The sequence below is a fragment of the Nocardia sp. JCM 38205 genome, from assembly GCF_058222935.1.
In genome coordinates this window covers 645,743-661,880 of sequence record NZ_JBYHFL010000001.1, presented here as the reverse complement: position 1 = coordinate 661,880, position 16,138 = coordinate 645,743, and the positions used below count along the sequence as shown (strand labels likewise).

Below are 16,138 nucleotides of genomic sequence, written 5' to 3'. Positions count from 1 at the left end.
GGTGACACAGAACCGGTCGCTGACGGGCGAGTTGGAGAGCTTCGCCGCCGATCTGACCTTCCGGCTTGACCCCTTCCAGCAGCAGGCCTGCCGCGCCCTCGAAGAGGGACACAGCGTGCTGGTATGCGCCCCCACCGGCGCGGGCAAGACCGTCGTCGGTGAATTCGCGGTGCACCTGGCGCTGGCCACCGGCGGCAAATGCTTCTACACCACGCCCATCAAGGCGCTGTCGAACCAGAAGTACGCCGATCTCACCGCCCGCTACGGCCGGGCCGAGGTCGGCCTGCTCACCGGCGACCAGTCGATCAACTCCGGCGCCCCGATCGTGGTCATGACCACCGAAGTGCTGCGCAACATGCTCTACGCGTCCTCGGACGCGCTGCACGCGCTGTCGTATGTGGTGATGGACGAGGTGCACTATCTGGCCGACCGCTTCCGCGGCGCGGTGTGGGAAGAGGTCATCCTGCATCTGTCGCCGGAAGTGCGGCTGGTCAGCCTCTCGGCCACGGTGTCGAACGCCGAAGAGTTCGGCGCCTGGATGGAGACCGTGCGCGGCGATACCGCCGTGGTGGTGGACGAGACGCGCCCGGTGCCGCTGTGGCAGCACGTCATGGTCGGCCGGCGCATGTTCGATCTGTTCGACAGCAACTCCTCCGAGCAGAAGGTGCTCGTCGACGAGGATCTGGTTCGCTACATCAGGCATCGGGAAAGCGCGGACCGGATGAACTCCTGGGGCGGCCCGCGGGGTCGCGGCGGCGGGCGCCGCGACTTCCGTCCGCTGCCGCGCCCCGAGGTGCTGGCCAAGCTGGACGAGGAAGGTCTGCTGCCCGCCATCACGTTCATCTTCAGCCGCGCCGGATGCGACGGCGCGCTGGCCCAGTGCCTGCGTTCGGGGCTGGACCTGGGGCGCGGGCAGGACCAGGAGCAGGTCGACGCCATCATCGAGAAGCACACCGGCGAGCTGCCGAAGGCCGATCTCGAGGTGCTCGGTTACTGGGAGTGGCGCGAGGCGCTGCACCGCGGGCTGGCCGCGCACCACGCAGGCATGCTCCCGGCCTTCCGGCACACCGTGGAAGAGCTGTTCGTCAACGGTCTGGTGCGCGCGGTGTTCGCCACCGAGACCCTCGCGCTCGGCATCAACATGCCAGCCCGCACCGTGGTGCTGGAGCGGTTGGTCAAGTTCAACGGCGAATCGCACGCCGAACTCACCCCCGGCGAATACACCCAGCTCACCGGCCGTGCCGGGCGCCGCGGCATCGACGTCGAGGGCCATGCGGTGGTGCTGTGGCAGCCAGAGGTGGATACCAGTGCGGTGGCCGGCTTGGCCTCCACCCGCACCTATCCGCTGCGTAGCTCGTTCCGTCCCGGCTACAACATGTCGATCAACTTGATCGACCGGATGGGCGCCGCCGAGGCGCGGGCCCTGCTGGAACGTTCGTTCGCGCAGTTCCAGGCCGACCGCTCGGTGGTCGGACTGGTGCGCGGTATCGAACGCAATGAGAACCAGCTGCGCAAGCTCGCCGGGCAACTGGGCGGGGTCGAGGGCGATTTCTTCGAGTACTTCTCGCTGCGCGAGCGGATCAAGCAGCGCGAACGTCAGCTGGAACAGCAGGGCAGGGCCGATCGGCGCGGTGCCTCGGTCGCGGCGCTCACCTCGCTGCGGCGCGGTGACGTCGTCGCGATTCCTTCCGGGCGTCGCGCCGGGCTCGCGGTGATCCTGGAACCCGATGCCACGCCCGGCGATCCGCGCCCGCTCGTGCTCACCGAGGACAAGTGGGCGGGCCGGATCTCGGTCGCCGACTTCCCGGTGCCCGCCCAGGCACTCGGGCATATGCGCCTGCCGCGCCGGGTCGATCACCGCATTGCCCGCACCCGCCGCGATCTGGCCTCGGCCCTGCGCAGCACCGGCATCGCCGCGCCCGGGCGCCAGCGGCGCAGCCAGCGTGCTCGCGCCGCCGAAGATCGTGAACTGGCCACCTTGCGGCGCAGCCTGCGGGCCCACCCCGCGCACCACCGGCCGGACCGCGAGCAGCTCAGCCGCATCGGCGAACGGTATGCCCGGCTGTCGCGGGAAACCGACACCATGCGCCAGAAGGTTGCCGCCACCACCAACTCGCTGGCCCGCACTTTCGATCGGATCCTCGGTCTGCTGGAAGAACGCGGGTTCGTGCAGGAGGGTGAGGTCACCCAGGATGGCCGCAGGCTCGCCCGGATCTACGCCGAAAGCGATCTGCTGGTCGCCGAATGCCTGCGGCAGGGGCTGTGGCGTGGACTCGGGCCGGCCGAACTGGCGGCGGTGGTATCGATCCTGGTCTACGAATCACGTCAGGAAGGCGGCTATCTCGGCGCGTCGGGGCCCACCGAACCGGTGCGCCGGGCGGTCGGAGCCACCGTGGGCGTGTGGTCGCAGCTGCGCACCGACGAGGCCAGGCACAAGCTCGCGCCCACCAGGGAACCCGATCTCGGATTCGTCACCGGTATCCACACCTGGGCGCGCGGCGACGGGTTGGCCGAGTCGTTGCTCGCCAGCGGCGATCAGGGTGCGCCGCTGTCGGCAGGCGATTTCGTGCGCTGGTGCCGTCAGGTGATCGACCTGCTCGACCAGATCCACAACACCGCCGATGACGTGGAGGTGGCGGCCACCGCGGCCAAGGCGGTGCGGGCGATTCGGCGGGGTGTCGTCGCGGTGGACGCCGCGTGAGAAAAGCGTTTGTGATTTGATTTCTTTCGCACGCGGGGGGCTACCGTGTGTGTACCGATGCGAGTGGAGGCAACCAGATGAGCGGCCCGTACGGACCGAACGACGCCCCTGGTCCCGGGGAGGGACGCAACGATCCCACCCAGCACTGGGGTGGACAGCAGGCGCCCGGCGGGGCCGGGCCGACCCAGCAGTGGGGCGGCCAGCAGCCGTCCGCGGCCCAGCCCACCCAGCAGTGGGGCGGTGCTGAGCAGGGCTCGCAGCAGCAGTGGGGACAGCAGCCCGGCCAGCCGCAACAACCCGGCCAGCCGCAGTGGGGCCAGCCCCAGCAGCCGAGCCAGCCGCAGAGCCAGCCCTGGGCGCAGCCGCAGCAGCCCCAGCCGCAGTGGGGCCAGCCGCAACAGCAGCCGCAGCAGCAATGGGGTCAACCCCAGCAGCCGCAACAGGATTGGGGCCAGCAGGGCCAGCAGCAGTGGAACCCGAACCAGCCGCAGCAGCCCCTGCAGCAGAGCGGTGGCGGCGGCGGTAAGAGCAAGGGCCTGATCATCGGTCTGGCCGTGCTCGGTGTCGCGATCGTCGGTGGCATCGTCGCGCTCATCCTGCTGCTCACCGCCAAGGACGAACTCGATCAGGCGGCCGTGCAGTCCGGTGTGCAGAAGGTGCTCTCGGAGTCCTACGGCATCGAAGACGTCAGCGATGTGTCCTGCCCCGCAGGCCAAGAAGTCAAGGTCGACGCGACCTTCACCTGCGACCTGAAGGTCAGCGGTGAGGCCAAGAAGGTCAGCGTCAAGATCACCAAGGATGACGGCACCTACGAGGTCGGCCGCCCGAGCTGATCCTCGATCGGGCGGTCCGCCACCCGCGGCACCGGTCCGCCACCCGCGGCACGGCCCGGCCCGGGTCGGAGCGCCGGAGAATGTCGGGTGCGCCTCAGAGCCCGGGGCCCGCGACGACCACCGCACCGCTCGGATCGAACTCCAATCGGTAAATCGCCGGCATCGGCATGGCCCGCACGAACGGCCACCCGATGCCGGCGATTCCGTATCCGGCCAGTGCGGCGGCGATGAACGTCCCGCGGCTGCCGACAACGATCGGCCCACCGGCTGCCTCCGCCCATCGACTCAGCGCTGACACCGCACGCTCCGACAACTGGCGCAGGCTTTCACCACCCGGCCGAGCCGTCTCCGGTCGTGCCCAACTCCGCGCGTACCAGCGCGCGTAGTCCGGCGTCGGCGCGATCCCCGAATCCCATTCCCGCAGCGCACTATCCGTCCGCACGGCGCGGCCCGCCGCCTGTGCGGTGGGCGCAACGGTCTGCACCGCACGCAGATACGGGCTCGACGCCACTACGGTCGGACCGCAGGCGAGCAGCTCGGAGACCAGTCGCCGAGCCGAGCGGCGGCCCGCGGCGGTCAGCGCGCGACGGTGGTCGTCGGGTCCGTCGGCGCGGGGTATCCCGGCGTCGGCGTGCCGGACGAGCAGCAGTGTCGGTCGCATGCATCGATTGTGCGGGCCGCGGGGCCCGGCTACGGGCTGTTCAGCCGCGGGGCGCGCCCATGGCGGTGATGAGTCGGGTGATGGGGCTGTCGGCGTTGTAGGTGACGGCGAGTTCGCGCAGGCGGTCGGGGTCTGCGGGGGTGGTGGGGAGAATGTCGGGGCGCGAGAGGGCGACGTCGGCGTCGCGGACCACACGGACCACCGGGGCAGCGGCGGTCAGATAGGCCTCGGCGGCACGGAGTTTGGTGCGGATGCCCTGGGAGAGATCTGCGGCCGGGTCGTCGACGGCGGCACGCAACGCATCCAGCGACCCGAAGCGGGTGATGAGTGTGGAGGCCGATTTCTCACCGATACCGGGAACACCGGGCAGGCCGTCGGAGGCGTCGCCGCGCAGCGTCGCCATGTCGGCGTAGGCGGGGCCCGCGTTCTCCAGCGGCACACCGTATTTCGCGGATACCTCGGCCGGTCCGAACAGCTCGGCCTTCGCCAGCCCACGGCCCACGTAGAGCACGCGGACCGGGGGCGCCGGGGTATCGCGGACGAGCTGGAGCAGATCGCGGTCGCCGCTCACCACGATCACCTCATCGGTCTGCTCGCGGGTCGCGAGTGTGCCGAGCACATCATCGGCTTCGAGGCCTTCGGCGCCGCCGGTGGCGATGCCTGCCGCCGCCAGCACGTCGAGGATCATCGCCACCTGCGGAGTGAGCCGATCGGGCACTTCCTCGGCACCCGGCGCCGCCTCGGCGGAGGTGTCGAGGCGATGGGTCTTGTACGTGGGCACCAGATCGACCCGGAACCGGGGCCGCCAATCCAGATCCAGGCCGACCACGAGCCTGCTGGGGGAGTGGCGGGTGATCAGGGCGGCGACCATATCGGTGAAGCCGCGCAGCGCGTTCACCGAGCGGCCGTCGGGGGCGGTGATCTTCTCCGGGATCGCGTGGAAGGCGCGGAACCAGAGGCTGGCCCCGTCGAGCAGCAGCAGGGGACCGGTAGCGGGAGCGGCTGACGTCACGGGCCGAGGTTACCCGCCGGGGGCGACAGGGCCGGAGGGAAACACCGGGCCGGGGCCGTCGCGGACAGCAGCGTGGGACAAGGATCCGGCTCGGCGGTGCGCGCCGCGCACCCGGGGTGGCAGTGCGGTCGTCGCCGGATCCGGCGCCGGCCGCCGGGCCTACGTAGCGACCTCATAGCAACACTGAACGCCCAGAGTGGATCCGAGCGGACCCTCGGACGGGTAACGTCGGGCGGTATGAGCTCGCACACGGATTCACGATTCGCGGCGGACGTCTACGCCGACCGGCTCGAGCGCGCGGTGCAGTCGATGCGCAACGCTCACCTGGACGCGCTGCTCATCACGCCCGGGCCGGATCTGCGCTATCTGATCGGTTCGGCCGCCGATTCGTTCGAGCGGCTGACCTGCCTGGTGATCCCCGCCGACAAGGGCACGCCTTCGGTGGTGATCCCCAAGCTGGAACTGGCCGCGCTGGACGGTTCCGCGGTGTCGGACCTGGGTTTGCAGGTCCACGATTGGGTTGACGGTGTCGACCCGTACCAGATCGTGAAGTCGGCGTTGCACGTCGGCTCCCGCGTCGCGGTCACCGACTCCATGCCCGCCCTGCACCTGATTCCGCTGGCCGAATCCTTCAGCGGCCTGCCGGCCTCGGCCACACCCGTGCTGCGCGAACTGCGCATGATCAAGGACGCCGCCGAGATCGAGGCGCTGCGGGAAGCGGGCGCCGCCATCGACCGGGTGCACGCCCGGATGGGGGAATGGCTGCTGCCCGGGCGCACCGAAGCCGAGGTGGCCGAGGATATCGAGCGCGCGATCATCGCCGAGGGCCATACCGAGGCCGAGTTCATCATCGTCGGCAGCGGCCCGAACGGCGCCATCCCGCATCACACGAAATCGGAGCGGCGGTTGCAGCAAGGCGACGTCGTCGTCATCGATATCGGCGGCCCGGTGGCTTCCGGGTACAACTCCGATTGCACCCGCACCTACGTCCTCGGCGAGCCCCGCGCCGAGGTGGCCACCCGCTACGCCGAGCTGGAAGAAGCGCAAGCGGCGGCCGTCGCGGCGGTGCGCCCCGGCGTCACCGCCGAATCGGTGGACGCCGCCGCCCGCGAACCGCTGAAGGCCGCGGGTCTCGGCGATGCGTTCCTGCACCGCACCGGGCACGGGATCGGCCTGTCGGTGCATGAGGAGCCCTACATCGTCGCGGGCAACGAGCTCGAAATGCGGCCCGGCATGGCGTTCAGCGTCGAACCTGGCATCTACTTCCGCGGTGAGTGGGGCGCCCGCATCGAGGACATCGTCGTGGTCACGGAGGACGGCGCCGAACCGATGAATCAGCGCCCACACGGGCTCACGGTGCTCTGAGCCGAGGACCCCCGATGTGGGGTGTCACCGGCTCGCGGGTGGCGGTCCGCGCCTGACGATCCAGCGTCGGCAGTCGACCACTGCGCCGGGTTGTGGACCGCAATCGGTGTGCGGGACGTGCGCGCCTGGCGATCCGGCGTCATCAATCGACCTCCGCGCCGGGCCGCCCGCTCACCCGTTGCCGACGCTCACTCGGCGCGCAATGTGCTGCTGGACAGCATCCGCTGCACCTGGATGGCAATGACCACGCGCGTCGGGTTTTCCCGCGGCACCCGGTAGCGCCCCGCGTACCGTTGCACCGCCTCGCCGACGCTGACCGGATCGTCGAGCACCGTCGCCGGGCCTTCCAGCGTCAGCCAGCGGATCCCGTCGACTTGACTGACCGCCGCGTACCCCGAGCGCCGGACATTGCGCACCTTCACCGACCCGTCGTTGGTGATGATGCGCGCGATCCCGGCCTCGGCGTCCCAGGTGAACCCGACGGCCACCACGTGCGGTGTTCCGTCGGCGCGCAGTGTGGTGAGAGTGGCCAGATGTCGTTCGGTCACGAACTCGACAGCGGCAGGGGAGAGTTGGACAGCAGCACCGATCGCCATGCCTCGACCGTAGCGACCTACGTAGTGCGAGCTGTCACCGCATCGGCTCGAGGGCTGCGCCCCGCCCCCCGCCACAGGCATCCGAAAGGCCGACACCGGGGATCGGGGCAGTCGATAGCCGTTCGTGGTTGCGATCAGCCGCGGCCGGGATGACAGGATGGGCGCATGGGACGGCGTAGTGCGCGAGAACTCGACGCGGGGACGGTGCTGGTACTCGGCGGGCGCAGCGAAATCGGGCTCGAAGTGGCGCGGCGGGTGGCGGCGGGGCGGACCGTCGTGCTCGCGGCGCGGCGCAGCGGGGACCTCGCGGCCGAGACGGCGGCGATCGAAGCCGCTGGCGCGTCGGCGGTGCACTGCGTGGAATTCGATGCCGACGACACCGCGAGCCATCCCGCGCTGCTGGAGAAGATCGCCGCCGAACACGGGCCGCTCGGGGTCGTGGTGGTGGCCTTCGGCATCCTCGGCGATCAAGCGCGCGCCGAGCGCGATCCGGCGCACGCGCTCGCGGTGGTGCACACCGATTTCACCGCACAGGTCAGCGTGCTGACGGTGCTGGCGAACCTGCTGCGCGCCCAGGGCAGCGGGCAGCTCGTGGTCTTCAGCTCCATCGCCGGCGTGCGAGTGCGGCGCGCGAACTATGTCTACGGTTCGGCCAAAGCCGGCCTGGACGGGTTCGCCAGCGGGCTCGGTGACGCCCTGCATGGCACGGGCGTGCACCTGATGCTGGTGCGCTCCGGATTCGTCATCGGACGGATGACCGAGGGAATGGCGCCGGCGCCGTTCTCCAGCACGCCGGGTCAGGTCGCCGAGGCCGTCGTCACGGGTCTGCGTCGGCGAGCGGAGCGGGTCGTGGTGCCCGGCATCCTGCGGCTGGTGTTCATCGCGTTCCGGATGCTGCCGCAGCCGATCTGGCGCAGGATGCCGCGATGAACCACGGTGCGGTGTCCGGGCCGGTTGCCCCATGGACGCGATGACCGGGCGCCCAGATCCCCTCCGATGGTCCGGCGCTCCCATCGCGGTCGTCGGAATCGGCGCGGACGGATGGGGCGGCCTCGGCACGACGGCACGAGAGTCGGTCACCCACTGCGACGTGCTGATGGGTTCGCCGCGCCAACTCGCGCTCGTCCCCGACGAGGTGACCGCACAGCGGATCAGCTGGCCGTCCCCGCTGCTGCCCGCACTCGCGGACCTGCTGCGCGCGCACGCCGACGCCCGGATATGCGTGTTGGCCAGCGGCGATCCGATGTTCTACGGCATCGGCGTGACGCTGGCCAAGCTCTTCGGCCCGGCCTCGCTGCGGGTGCTTCCGCAACCGTCGTCGGCGTCGCTGGCCTGCGCGCGGTTGGGCTGGCCGCTCGCCGAGATCCCGGTGGTCTCGACGGTCGGCCGCGCACCGGCGAACCTGCTGCCCGAGCTCACCGACGGCCGCCGCATCCTCGTGCTCAGCGCCGACGCGGGCACCCCCGCCGTCATCGCAGAGCTGCTCAGCCGCAACGGTTTCGGCTCCTCGACGCTCACCGTTCTGGAACAGCTCGGCGGCTCCGGCGAGCGCATTGTCACCGCGACCGCCTCGACCTGGGACGACCCGCGCACGGACCCGCTCAATATCGTGGCGATCGAGGTCGCCGCCGATTCCGATCGGCCCCGCACGACTCGACTGCCCGGGCTGCCCGACATCCTGTACGGCCGCGACACCCAGCTCACCAAATCCGAGATCCGTGCACTCACCCTGAGTGCTCTCGCACCGGCCCCCGGCGAACTGCTCTGGGACGTCGGCGGCGGTTCCGGCAGCATCGCCATCGAATGGTGCCGCACCCACCCCAGCTGCCGGGCGGTGAGTTTCGAACGGCTCGGCCAGCGCAGGCAGCGGATCGCGGACAACGCCGCCGCGCTCGGCGCCCCGGCCGTCGAGGTGCGCGGTGAGGTCCGAGCCGAACTCGCGACCGCTGACCTGCCCGTACCCGATGCGATCTTCCTCGGCGGCGGACTCACCCAGGACGGCGTCTTCGAGACATGCTGGTCACATCTAGGCCAGGGTGGGCGGCTGGTGGCCAATGCGGTGACCGCCGAAACCGAGGCCATGCTGGTCGGTCTCGCTGCCGCGCACGGCGGTGAGCTGCGCAAATTCCAGGTCTACCGGGCCGAGCCCCTCGGCGGGTTCACCGCGTGGCGGCCGCAGCTGCCGGTGGCGCAATGGTCGGTGGTCAAGGGCTCGGCCTGAGCGGCGATCCGGTCGTGCCCACGGGTGAAACAGGGCTGTTCCACGCGGTAGGGTCTGGTCCGAGTTCCGATCGCGATCGGAAACCGAATTTCCTGACCGGGGAGTTACATGAAGTACAAGAAGTTCGCCGCCACCGCTCTTCTCGCGGTCGCCGCCACCGGGGTCAGCGCAGGAACCTCCTACGCCGCTCCTTCGCCCACCCCGCCCGCCGCCCAGGACCAGAGCACCGCGGTGCCAACGGTCACCGGCGAAGACCAGGGCGTCGACTACACCCTCGAGCTCGCCGAGGCCGGCAAGTCGCTGGTCACCACCGTGACCGGGGGCGCCTTCAGCCTCGACACCGACGACAAGACGGTGACGTTGAAGAACGCCGACGGCGCCGTCGTCACCACGATCCCGCTGACCGCCACCGCCAAGGGGCAGCCGGTCGAGATCGCCGCGAGCGTCGACGCCGACGGCAGCAAGCTCACCCTGACCCCGCAGGTCACCCCGACCGCGGCAGCGCCGAGCCAGGCCGAGTTCATCTCTGCCCAGGGCTGGTTCATGGCCGAACTGCAGCGGGCCTCGCTCGGTGCGCTGGTCGGCGGCCTGATCGGCGCCGCGGTGGGCATCCTGTTCTTCGGTGTCGGCATCCTGCCCGGCGCGGTGCTCGGCGCCATCATCGGCCTCGCGGTCGCGGGTGGCCCGGAGCTGCTCAACGCGGGCCTGGCCTACTTCAGCGGCCAGCCCTGAACATCCTGATCCTGGGCGGAACCCGGCAGGCCCGGGAACTGGCCCGCATCGCCTCCGGCGAGCGAGGATTCGCGATCGTCTCCTCGCTCGCCGGACGTGTTCGCGACCCCCTCCTGCCGCCCGGCGAGGTCCGCGTCGGCGGGTTCGGCGGACCACAGGGCCTGCGCGAGTTCCTGCTGACCCGGCGGATCGATGCCGTCGTCGACGCGACCCACCCGTTCGCCGACACCATCACCGGCAATGCGGTGATCGCCTGTCGCGCCGCCGGCACTCCCTTGCTGCGGCTGAGCCGCCCGGGCTGGTCGGCCGGTCCGGGCGACACCTGGATTCGCGTGCCCGACCTCGCGGCCGCGGCCGCGCGAGTCACCGAGTTGGGGGAGCGGGTATTTCTCACCATCGGACGCCAGGGTGTCGGCGCGTTCGCCGGCCATCGCGCTCAGTGGTTCCTCATCCGCGCCATCGACGCACCCGAAACGGCGTTGCCGCCGCGCCACGAATTGCTGCTCGCGCGTGGGCCTTTCAGTGTCGAAGCGGAGTCCGAACTCCTGGCCCGGCACCGGATCGACGTCCTCGTCACCAAGGACAGCGGAGGCGCCGATACCGCCGCGAAACTCACGGCCGCGCGCGCGGCGCGGCTGCCGGTGCTGATGATCGACCGGCCCGCGCTCCCCGCGGGCATCGAGGTCGTCGCTACCGTTGCCGATGCGGTGGAGTGGTTACATCGTCGCGGGGACAGCGGCGCTCGACCAGGGCTCGTGGACTCGTGACGATGGGCGTTCACCGCCGCCAGAAGAAGTGGTGCACCACCCCGCTGGGGCTCGGAATCCGCTCGAGATGAAAACGATCGGTCAGTTCGTCCGGGCTCGACCACAACCGTTCCCCCTTGCCCAGTTCGACGGGCGCGACCACCACGTGCAGTTGGTCGATGAGATCGGCGTCGAGGAACTGCCGCACCGTGGCCACTCCGCCGCCGATCCGGACATCCTTGCCGTCGGCGGCCTCGAAGGCGCGGGCCAGGGCGTGTTCCGGGGTCGCATCGAGGAAGTGGAACGTGGTGTCGGCCAGCGTGAAGGACGGCCGCGGGTGATGAGTGAGCACGAAAACCGGGGTGCGGAACGGAGGTTCATCGCCCCACCAGCCCTGCCAGTCGTAGTTCTCCCACGGCCCCCGCTGCGGTCCGAACTTGTTGCGCCCCATGATCTCCGCGCCGATATTGTTGGCGTAATCACGAGTGATGTAGTCGTCGAGGCCGTAGGTCCCGCCCGGCTCTGTCCGGTTCACCCAGTGCGCGGTGGCTCCCGCCCAGGACATGAAGTCCGCCGGATTCGCATGCCCGAACGGCCGCTCCAGGCTCTGCCCGACGCCGGCGCCGTACCCATCGCGGGAAATGCTGAAGTTCTGCACCCGCACGAACTGTGTCATCGGAACCCTTTCTGATTGCAATTCGCAAGCAGTTATGAACGTACCGGCACTGCTTCGGCAATGCAACCAGTTGGGATGACGACTGTCGCGGTTGCGGTCGTCCGGTCTGGTGGTGCGGGTGAGTTGGCTCAACTCAACGTCGCACCGCGCCGATCAACCCCCGAAGCGCGCCGGCGGGCGGCGGATTCAGGCTGACGGCCGGCCGGGTTCGGGCATCGACCGATCGATCACCTCAGTGACCGGCTCCGGTCCGTTCGCCAACCCCGGTGGTGTCATGGAGGCGTGGTCGATCCCGCTGCGGCGACGGCACCGCCGCACCCACCTCGGGGCGGTCGCGGCCGAGGAGGGCGGGGAGGCGGTCGAACCATTCGAGGACGGCGCGTTCGTAGGCGATGCCGAATTCGAGGGTGGCACGTTGGTGGGGGCGCATGCCTGCGCAGTCTTCGCGCAGGTAACCGTCGAGGCGGCGCTGATGGACGTCGCGGCCCGCGGCGATGATCTCGTCCAGATGGGCCGGGTCGAGGTGTTCGCCGAACGACATCGTCAGCAGCAGGGGGACCCGGATGGTTTCGGCGCCGGGGTCGCGGGCGATCCACTCGCGGAAGGCGCCGCGTCCGGCCTCGGTGATCTGGTAGGGAGTGCGTTCGCGGGCACCGGTCTGCCCCTTCTCGACCAGGCCCGCGGCGTCCATGGCGGCGAGCTCGCGGTAGACCTGGCTCTGGGTGATGGTCCAGAAATCGCCGATCCGCTCCTGGGCCAGGTTCACCAGATCCCACCCGGACATCGGGCCCTCGTGCAGGAAGCCGAGGAGGGAGGCGGCCGTCGAGTTCAGCGGTCGTGTCCGCGCGCGGTTCGCCACTCCGGCTCCCTTCAACACTCCATAGTGGAATGTTGACGAGTCTACCCGCTGCCGGAACCGACTGCGGGCAGCGACTCAGACCTGGTAGCGCCGGGAGGTGTAGACCCGCGGTCCGTCCTCGGTCTCGACGACCGCGGTGGTCGAGGCGCCGATGATGAGCAGCGTCCGCATGTCGACGTCGGACGGGTCGAGATCACCCAGCGAGACCACGCGAACGGATTCGGTGGGGCCGCCGACGTCGCGGCCGATCACCACCGGCGTCAGTGGGGTGCGATGCTCGAGCAACACCTCGCGCATGGCGGCCACCTGCCAGGTGCGCTGGCTCGACGCCGGGTTGTAGATGGCGATGGCCATATCCGCGGCCGCGGCCGCGGACAGCCTGCGCGCGACCACCTCCCACGGTTTGAGTCGATCCGACAGCGAGATCATCGCGTAGTCGTGGCCGAGTGGTGCGCCGACCCGGCTCGCGACGGCATTGGCGGCGGTCACCCCTGGCAGCACCCGGACGGGAACCCCCTTCCACTGCGGATCGGCCGATTCCTCGAGCACAGCGGCGGCCATCGCGAAGACGCCCGGGTCGCCGGAGGAGACGACCGCGACCCGCGCACCGTTCTTGGCCAGATCCAATGCCATGGCCGCGCGCTCGGATTCGACCCGGTTGTCGCTGGCGTGCCTGCGCTGGCCGGGACGCACCGGCACGCGGTCGACGTAGGTGGTGTAGCCGACGAGGTCGGTCGCCTCGGCGAGCGCGCGCTCCACTTCCGGGGTCGTCCACGCGGTCGCGCCCGGGCCGAGACCGACCACGACCACTTCGCCGGAATCGGCCGGCTGCTCGGTCGGCGTGATCGGATCGAAGGCCGTCGCCGAATCGGCCACACCGGCATGGCCGGCCGAATGCTGTGCGTCCGAACGATTTCCGGATGGCGCGCTCAGGCGCAACGGCGTGGTCGGTTCCGGTCCGGGCACGATGGTGATGGCGAAGTAGGGGACCTCGTCATCGGCCACGTCGGCGGCGGGCAGCACCCGCTGACGCCCGGTGCTGGCCCGCTCGACGTAGTAGGCCTCGCCCAGCTTGCCGGCATCCGAGAGTGCCCGGCGCACCGCGGGATAGGTGCGGCCGAGCTTCATGACGGCAGCGGCATCGGCGTCGCGCAGGCGTTCGGTGAGTTCGTCGACAGCCATCGTGCCCGGCAGCACGGTCAGCACCTGTTCGCCCTCGACCAACGGGGTGCCGAGTGCCGCCGACGCCGCGCTCACCGAGGTGATGCCTGGGATGATCTCGGCCTCGAACCGGTCGGCCAGCCGCCGGTGCATATGCATGTAGGAGCTGTAGAACAGCGGATCGCCCGCGGCCAGCAGCGCGACGCTGCGCCCGGCGGCCAGGTGAGCGGCCAGTCGTTCGGCGGCCTGCTCGTAGAACTCGTCGATGGCGCCTTGATAGCCGCCGGGGTGATCGGTGGTCTCGGTCGTCACCGGGTAGACGAGATGTTCTTCGAGCTGACCCGGCCGCATGTACGGTTCGGCGATGGCGCGCGAGATGCTGCGTCCGTGCCGTGCGCTGTGGAAGGCGATCACGTCGGCCGCGCCGATGATCCGCGCCGCCTTGACCGTCACCAGTTCCGGGTCGCCGGGGCCGAGCCCGATGCCCCACAGTTTGCCCGCCGTGGTCATTCCTGTTCGCTCGCAATCGCATTCAGTGCCGAGGCGGTGATGGCGCTGCCCCCGCGCCTGCCGCGCACGGTCAGGTAGTCGACCCCGCCGGCCTCGATCAGGGCGTCCTTGGATTCGACGGCGCCGACGAATCCGACCGGGATGCCGAGTACCGCCGCCGGTCGCGGCGCTCCGGCATCCAGCATGTCGAGCAGGTGGAACAGCGCCGTCGGCGCATTGCCGATGGCGACCACCGCGCCGCCGAGCCGGTCGCGCCACAGTTCCAGCGCGGCCGCCGACCGGGTGGTGCCCAGCCGCAGCGCCAACTCCGGCACTCGCGGGTCGCGCAGCAGGCAGAGCACCTCGTTATCGGCAGGCAGCCGCTTGCGCGTCACTCCGGAGGCCACCATGTTCGCATCACACAGAATCGGCGCCCCCGCCCGCAGGGCCGCCCGCGCCGCAGCAACCACTCCCGGAGTGAACGCGACATCTTCCGCCAAATCCACCTGCCCGCATCCATGGATCATCCGCACCACCACCTGCGCGACATCCGGCGGAAACCCGCTCAGATCCGCCTCGGCGCGGATCGTGGCGAACGACCGCCGATAGATCTCGGCCGCGTCGGTGAGATAACTGGCACGCACGTCGGACATGCCGCTCAGCCTATGACCGGGCCCGCGTGCGCCTTGCCGTGGGTCGACCACGTCGGCTCGCGCCCACGATCACGCAGCGTCGGGGATCCAGATGTCCACCGTCGCGGCCGATGACACGGCCGGTTCAGCGGCCACGTTCCCCCGGCCGCCGGCTGGGGACGGCGCCCGGGCTGGCGCCTGCCGATGATCGGTCCGGCAGCCGATTGCCCAGGACTATTCGATCCGGTATCCGTCGGGACCCGCGGTGACGTCGGTGATCGGGCCGGTGGGGCGGCCGCAGTGGCGGTCGCAGCCGGACCAGTGCTGGCGGCCCGCGGCGATGATCTGGTCGGCGGGAGTCGGGGCTTCGAGGGAAGGAACCTCCGTGCCGGGTGGGGCGACGCGGCCGGATTCGATGGCGGCGGTGGCGTCGGCGCGGACGTCGGTGTGGGATTTGGCGCAGCCGGGGCGGCCGGCGCAGGCGGTGACCTGCAGCCAGGGGGAGTTCGCGTCGAAGATCAGGCCCATGGGGGCGAGCACGCGCACCACCTGCTCAGCGGGCCATTCGTCGAGGTCGGTGAGCACCAGCGAGCGCCAGGGGGTCAGGAAGACGGGGCGCTCGACGGCGGCGAGGAACTCCGCTGTGCGGGCGGGCAGGGAACCCAGGCGCACGCCCGCGCCCAGCGCGACCAGGCCGTTGTCCTGCGGGAGCCAACCGATCGGAGGGGGCGGCGCGGCGGCGATGTCCACACGCGCCGAGACCGGCGTGAGCCCGAGTGACTCGACGAGACGTTCGACGCCGTCCTCGATCTCGTGCAGTCGCCAATGGCCGGAGCCGAGCTCGAGGAATCCGTACGCGGCCGCCAGCAGCACGTCTGCGGTATCGGCGGCCGAGACCCGCAGGCCGCTGTCGTGACCGGCGAGCAGGATGGCGAACTCGTCGGCGCCGACGGCGTGCGCACCGATATCGGGGCCGAGCGCGCTGACGTCGCCGCGCCCGTCATCCAGCGCGAAGAGCACCCGTCCGGGCAGGTCCGCGAGCCGCCGCGCCGCACGCAATCCGGCATCGAGGGAGCCCACCAGCGGGTGCACATCCGCGAGCCCGCCGATCCGTCCCGACAGCGGCGAGGCGACGATATTGCGTATCCGCTCGTGTGTACGGCTGGGCAGCAGTCCCGCCGCTTCCAATCGGCCGGTCAGCTCACGGGCATCGCGCACCTGCCGCAGCTGCACGTTGCCGCGTGAGGTGAGTTCGATATTGCCGTCGCCGAGCTCGTCGGCGGCCGCCGCCAGCGCCTGCACCTGGTGCGGTTCCAGCCGTCCGCCGGGCACACGCACGCGCGCCAGCGGTCCATCGGCGGCCTCGTGCAACCGCAACACGCCAGGGCAGGAATCCGAATCAGTGCGCGCCATGATCGGTCCAGCTTACGGGCCTGCCGACGGGCTCGGTCGGC

At 70.6% G+C, this 16,138-nt stretch carries 15 protein-coding genes; 7 read left to right on the top strand and 8 right to left on the bottom strand.

The window, feature by feature from the left end:
• Position 1 precedes the first annotated feature (1 nt).
• Positions 2–2,701 (top strand): DEAD/DEAH box helicase, encoded by a 2,700-nt coding sequence (locus AC4HOU_RS03050; RefSeq protein WP_195019567.1) that lies wholly within the window; start codon positions 2–4, stop codon positions 2,699–2,701.
• Between the two features lie 77 nt (positions 2,702–2,778).
• Positions 2,779–3,534, top strand: coding sequence for a DUF4333 domain-containing protein (locus tag AC4HOU_RS03045; RefSeq protein ID WP_163810616.1), 756 nt, complete (start codon positions 2,779–2,781; stop codon positions 3,532–3,534).
• Positions 3,535–3,628: 94 nt separating this feature from the next.
• Here AC4HOU_RS03045 and AC4HOU_RS03040 read toward each other — a convergent pair whose 3' ends face one another.
• The gene (locus AC4HOU_RS03040; protein ID WP_195019566.1) at positions 3,629–4,195 is read right to left on the bottom strand and encodes a histidine phosphatase family protein; all 567 of its coding nucleotides are present in this window, start codon (positions 4,193–4,195) and stop codon (positions 3,629–3,631) included.
• Between the two features lie 40 nt (positions 4,196–4,235).
• Complete coding sequence (locus AC4HOU_RS03035) at positions 4,236–5,207, bottom strand: 5'-3' exonuclease (protein WP_195019565.1); 972 nt, start codon at positions 5,205–5,207, stop codon at positions 4,236–4,238.
• Positions 5,208–5,444: 237 nt separating this feature from the next.
• On the opposite strand from AC4HOU_RS03035, the gene AC4HOU_RS03030 reads away from it, so the two are divergent.
• Entirely contained in the window at positions 5,445–6,572 is a 1,128-nt protein-coding gene (locus tag AC4HOU_RS03030) for a M24 family metallopeptidase (protein ID WP_194991224.1), read from the top strand.
• A gap of 188 nt (positions 6,573–6,760) precedes the next feature.
• Here the strand turns inward: AC4HOU_RS03030 and AC4HOU_RS03025 are convergent, their stop codons facing one another.
• Positions 6,761–7,168, bottom strand: coding sequence for a PPOX class F420-dependent oxidoreductase (locus AC4HOU_RS03025; protein ID WP_163810624.1), 408 nt, complete (start codon positions 7,166–7,168; stop codon positions 6,761–6,763).
• Positions 7,169–7,333: 165 nt separating this feature from the next.
• Between AC4HOU_RS03025 and dprE2 the strand changes: the two genes are divergently transcribed.
• From dprE2 to AC4HOU_RS03005, 4 genes are all read left to right on the top strand, one after another.
• Positions 7,334–8,098 (top strand): decaprenylphospho-beta-D-erythro-pentofuranosid-2-ulose 2-reductase, encoded by a 765-nt coding sequence (dprE2, locus tag AC4HOU_RS03020; RefSeq protein WP_195019564.1) that lies wholly within the window; start codon positions 7,334–7,336, stop codon positions 8,096–8,098.
• Between the two features lie 40 nt (positions 8,099–8,138).
• Positions 8,139–9,389 (top strand): precorrin-6y C5,15-methyltransferase (decarboxylating) subunit CbiE, encoded by a 1,251-nt coding sequence (gene cbiE, locus AC4HOU_RS03015; protein WP_195019563.1) that lies wholly within the window; start codon positions 8,139–8,141, stop codon positions 9,387–9,389.
• 108 nt (positions 9,390–9,497) lie between these two features.
• Positions 9,498–10,121 (top strand): DUF8020 domain-containing protein, encoded by a 624-nt coding sequence (locus AC4HOU_RS03010; protein ID WP_163810632.1) that lies wholly within the window; start codon positions 9,498–9,500, stop codon positions 10,119–10,121.
• Entirely contained in the window at positions 10,118–10,888 is a 771-nt protein-coding gene (locus tag AC4HOU_RS03005; RefSeq protein WP_195020782.1) for a cobalt-precorrin-6A reductase, read from the top strand. The genes AC4HOU_RS03010 and AC4HOU_RS03005 overlap by 4 nt, the downstream gene beginning before the upstream one ends.
• Before the next feature lie 10 nt (positions 10,889–10,898).
• On the opposite strand, the gene AC4HOU_RS03000 is transcribed toward AC4HOU_RS03005, so the two are convergent.
• The 5 genes from AC4HOU_RS03000 to cobG all read right to left on the bottom strand — a co-directional run bounded on the left by AC4HOU_RS03000 (position 10,899) and on the right by cobG (position 16,097).
• The gene (locus tag AC4HOU_RS03000) at positions 10,899–11,543 is read right to left on the bottom strand and encodes a dihydrofolate reductase family protein (RefSeq protein WP_163810634.1); all 645 of its coding nucleotides are present in this window, start codon (positions 11,541–11,543) and stop codon (positions 10,899–10,901) included.
• A gap of 232 nt (positions 11,544–11,775) precedes the next feature.
• Entirely contained in the window at positions 11,776–12,327 is a 552-nt protein-coding gene (locus AC4HOU_RS02995) for a PadR family transcriptional regulator (RefSeq protein ID WP_416383085.1), read from the bottom strand.
• A 150-nt stretch (positions 12,328–12,477) separates the two neighbouring features.
• A complete protein-coding gene (locus AC4HOU_RS02990) occupies positions 12,478–14,073 on the bottom strand; it encodes a precorrin-2 C(20)-methyltransferase (protein ID WP_195019562.1) in 1,596 nt (531 codons plus the stop codon).
• Positions 14,070–14,705 (bottom strand): precorrin-8X methylmutase, encoded by a 636-nt coding sequence (locus tag AC4HOU_RS02985; protein ID WP_195019561.1) that lies wholly within the window; start codon positions 14,703–14,705, stop codon positions 14,070–14,072. Before AC4HOU_RS02985 ends, AC4HOU_RS02990 begins: the two co-directional genes overlap by 4 nt.
• 213 nt (positions 14,706–14,918) lie before the next feature.
• Complete coding sequence (gene cobG / locus AC4HOU_RS02980; RefSeq protein ID WP_195019560.1) at positions 14,919–16,097, bottom strand: precorrin-3B synthase; 1,179 nt, start codon at positions 16,095–16,097, stop codon at positions 14,919–14,921.
• Between the last annotated feature and the right edge of the window lie 41 nt (positions 16,098–16,138).

Bases quoted from the DNA above. Each gene is read 5' to 3' on its own strand.
- AC4HOU_RS03045 (WP_163810616.1), top strand. From the start codon at position 2,779: ATGAGCGGCCCGTACGGACCGAACGACGCCCCTGGTCCCGGGGAGGGA.
- AC4HOU_RS03040 (WP_195019566.1), bottom strand. From the start codon at position 4,195: ATGCGACCGACACTGCTGCTCGTCCGGCACGCCGACGCCGGGATACCC.
- AC4HOU_RS03030 (WP_194991224.1), top strand. From the start codon at position 5,445: ATGAGCTCGCACACGGATTCACGATTCGCGGCGGACGTCTACGCCGAC.
- AC4HOU_RS03025 (WP_163810624.1), bottom strand. From the start codon at position 7,168: ATGGCGATCGGTGCTGCTGTCCAACTCTCCCCTGCCGCTGTCGAGTTC.
- dprE2 (WP_195019564.1), top strand. From the start codon at position 7,334: ATGGGACGGCGTAGTGCGCGAGAACTCGACGCGGGGACGGTGCTGGTA.
- cbiE (WP_195019563.1), top strand. From the start codon at position 8,139: ATGACCGGGCGCCCAGATCCCCTCCGATGGTCCGGCGCTCCCATCGCG.
- AC4HOU_RS03010 (WP_163810632.1), top strand. From the start codon at position 9,498: ATGAAGTACAAGAAGTTCGCCGCCACCGCTCTTCTCGCGGTCGCCGCC.
- AC4HOU_RS03000 (WP_163810634.1), bottom strand. From the start codon at position 11,543: ATGACACAGTTCGTGCGGGTGCAGAACTTCAGCATTTCCCGCGATGGG.
- AC4HOU_RS02995 (WP_416383085.1), bottom strand. From the start codon at position 12,327: ATGTCCGGGTGGGATCTGGTGAACCTGGCCCAGGAGCGGATCGGCGAT.
- AC4HOU_RS02990 (WP_195019562.1), bottom strand. From the start codon at position 14,073: ATGACCACGGCGGGCAAACTGTGGGGCATCGGGCTCGGCCCCGGCGAC.
- AC4HOU_RS02985 (WP_195019561.1), bottom strand. From the start codon at position 14,705: ATGTCCGACGTGCGTGCCAGTTATCTCACCGACGCGGCCGAGATCTAT.
- cobG (WP_195019560.1), bottom strand. From the start codon at position 16,097: ATGGCGCGCACTGATTCGGATTCCTGCCCTGGCGTGTTGCGGTTGCAC.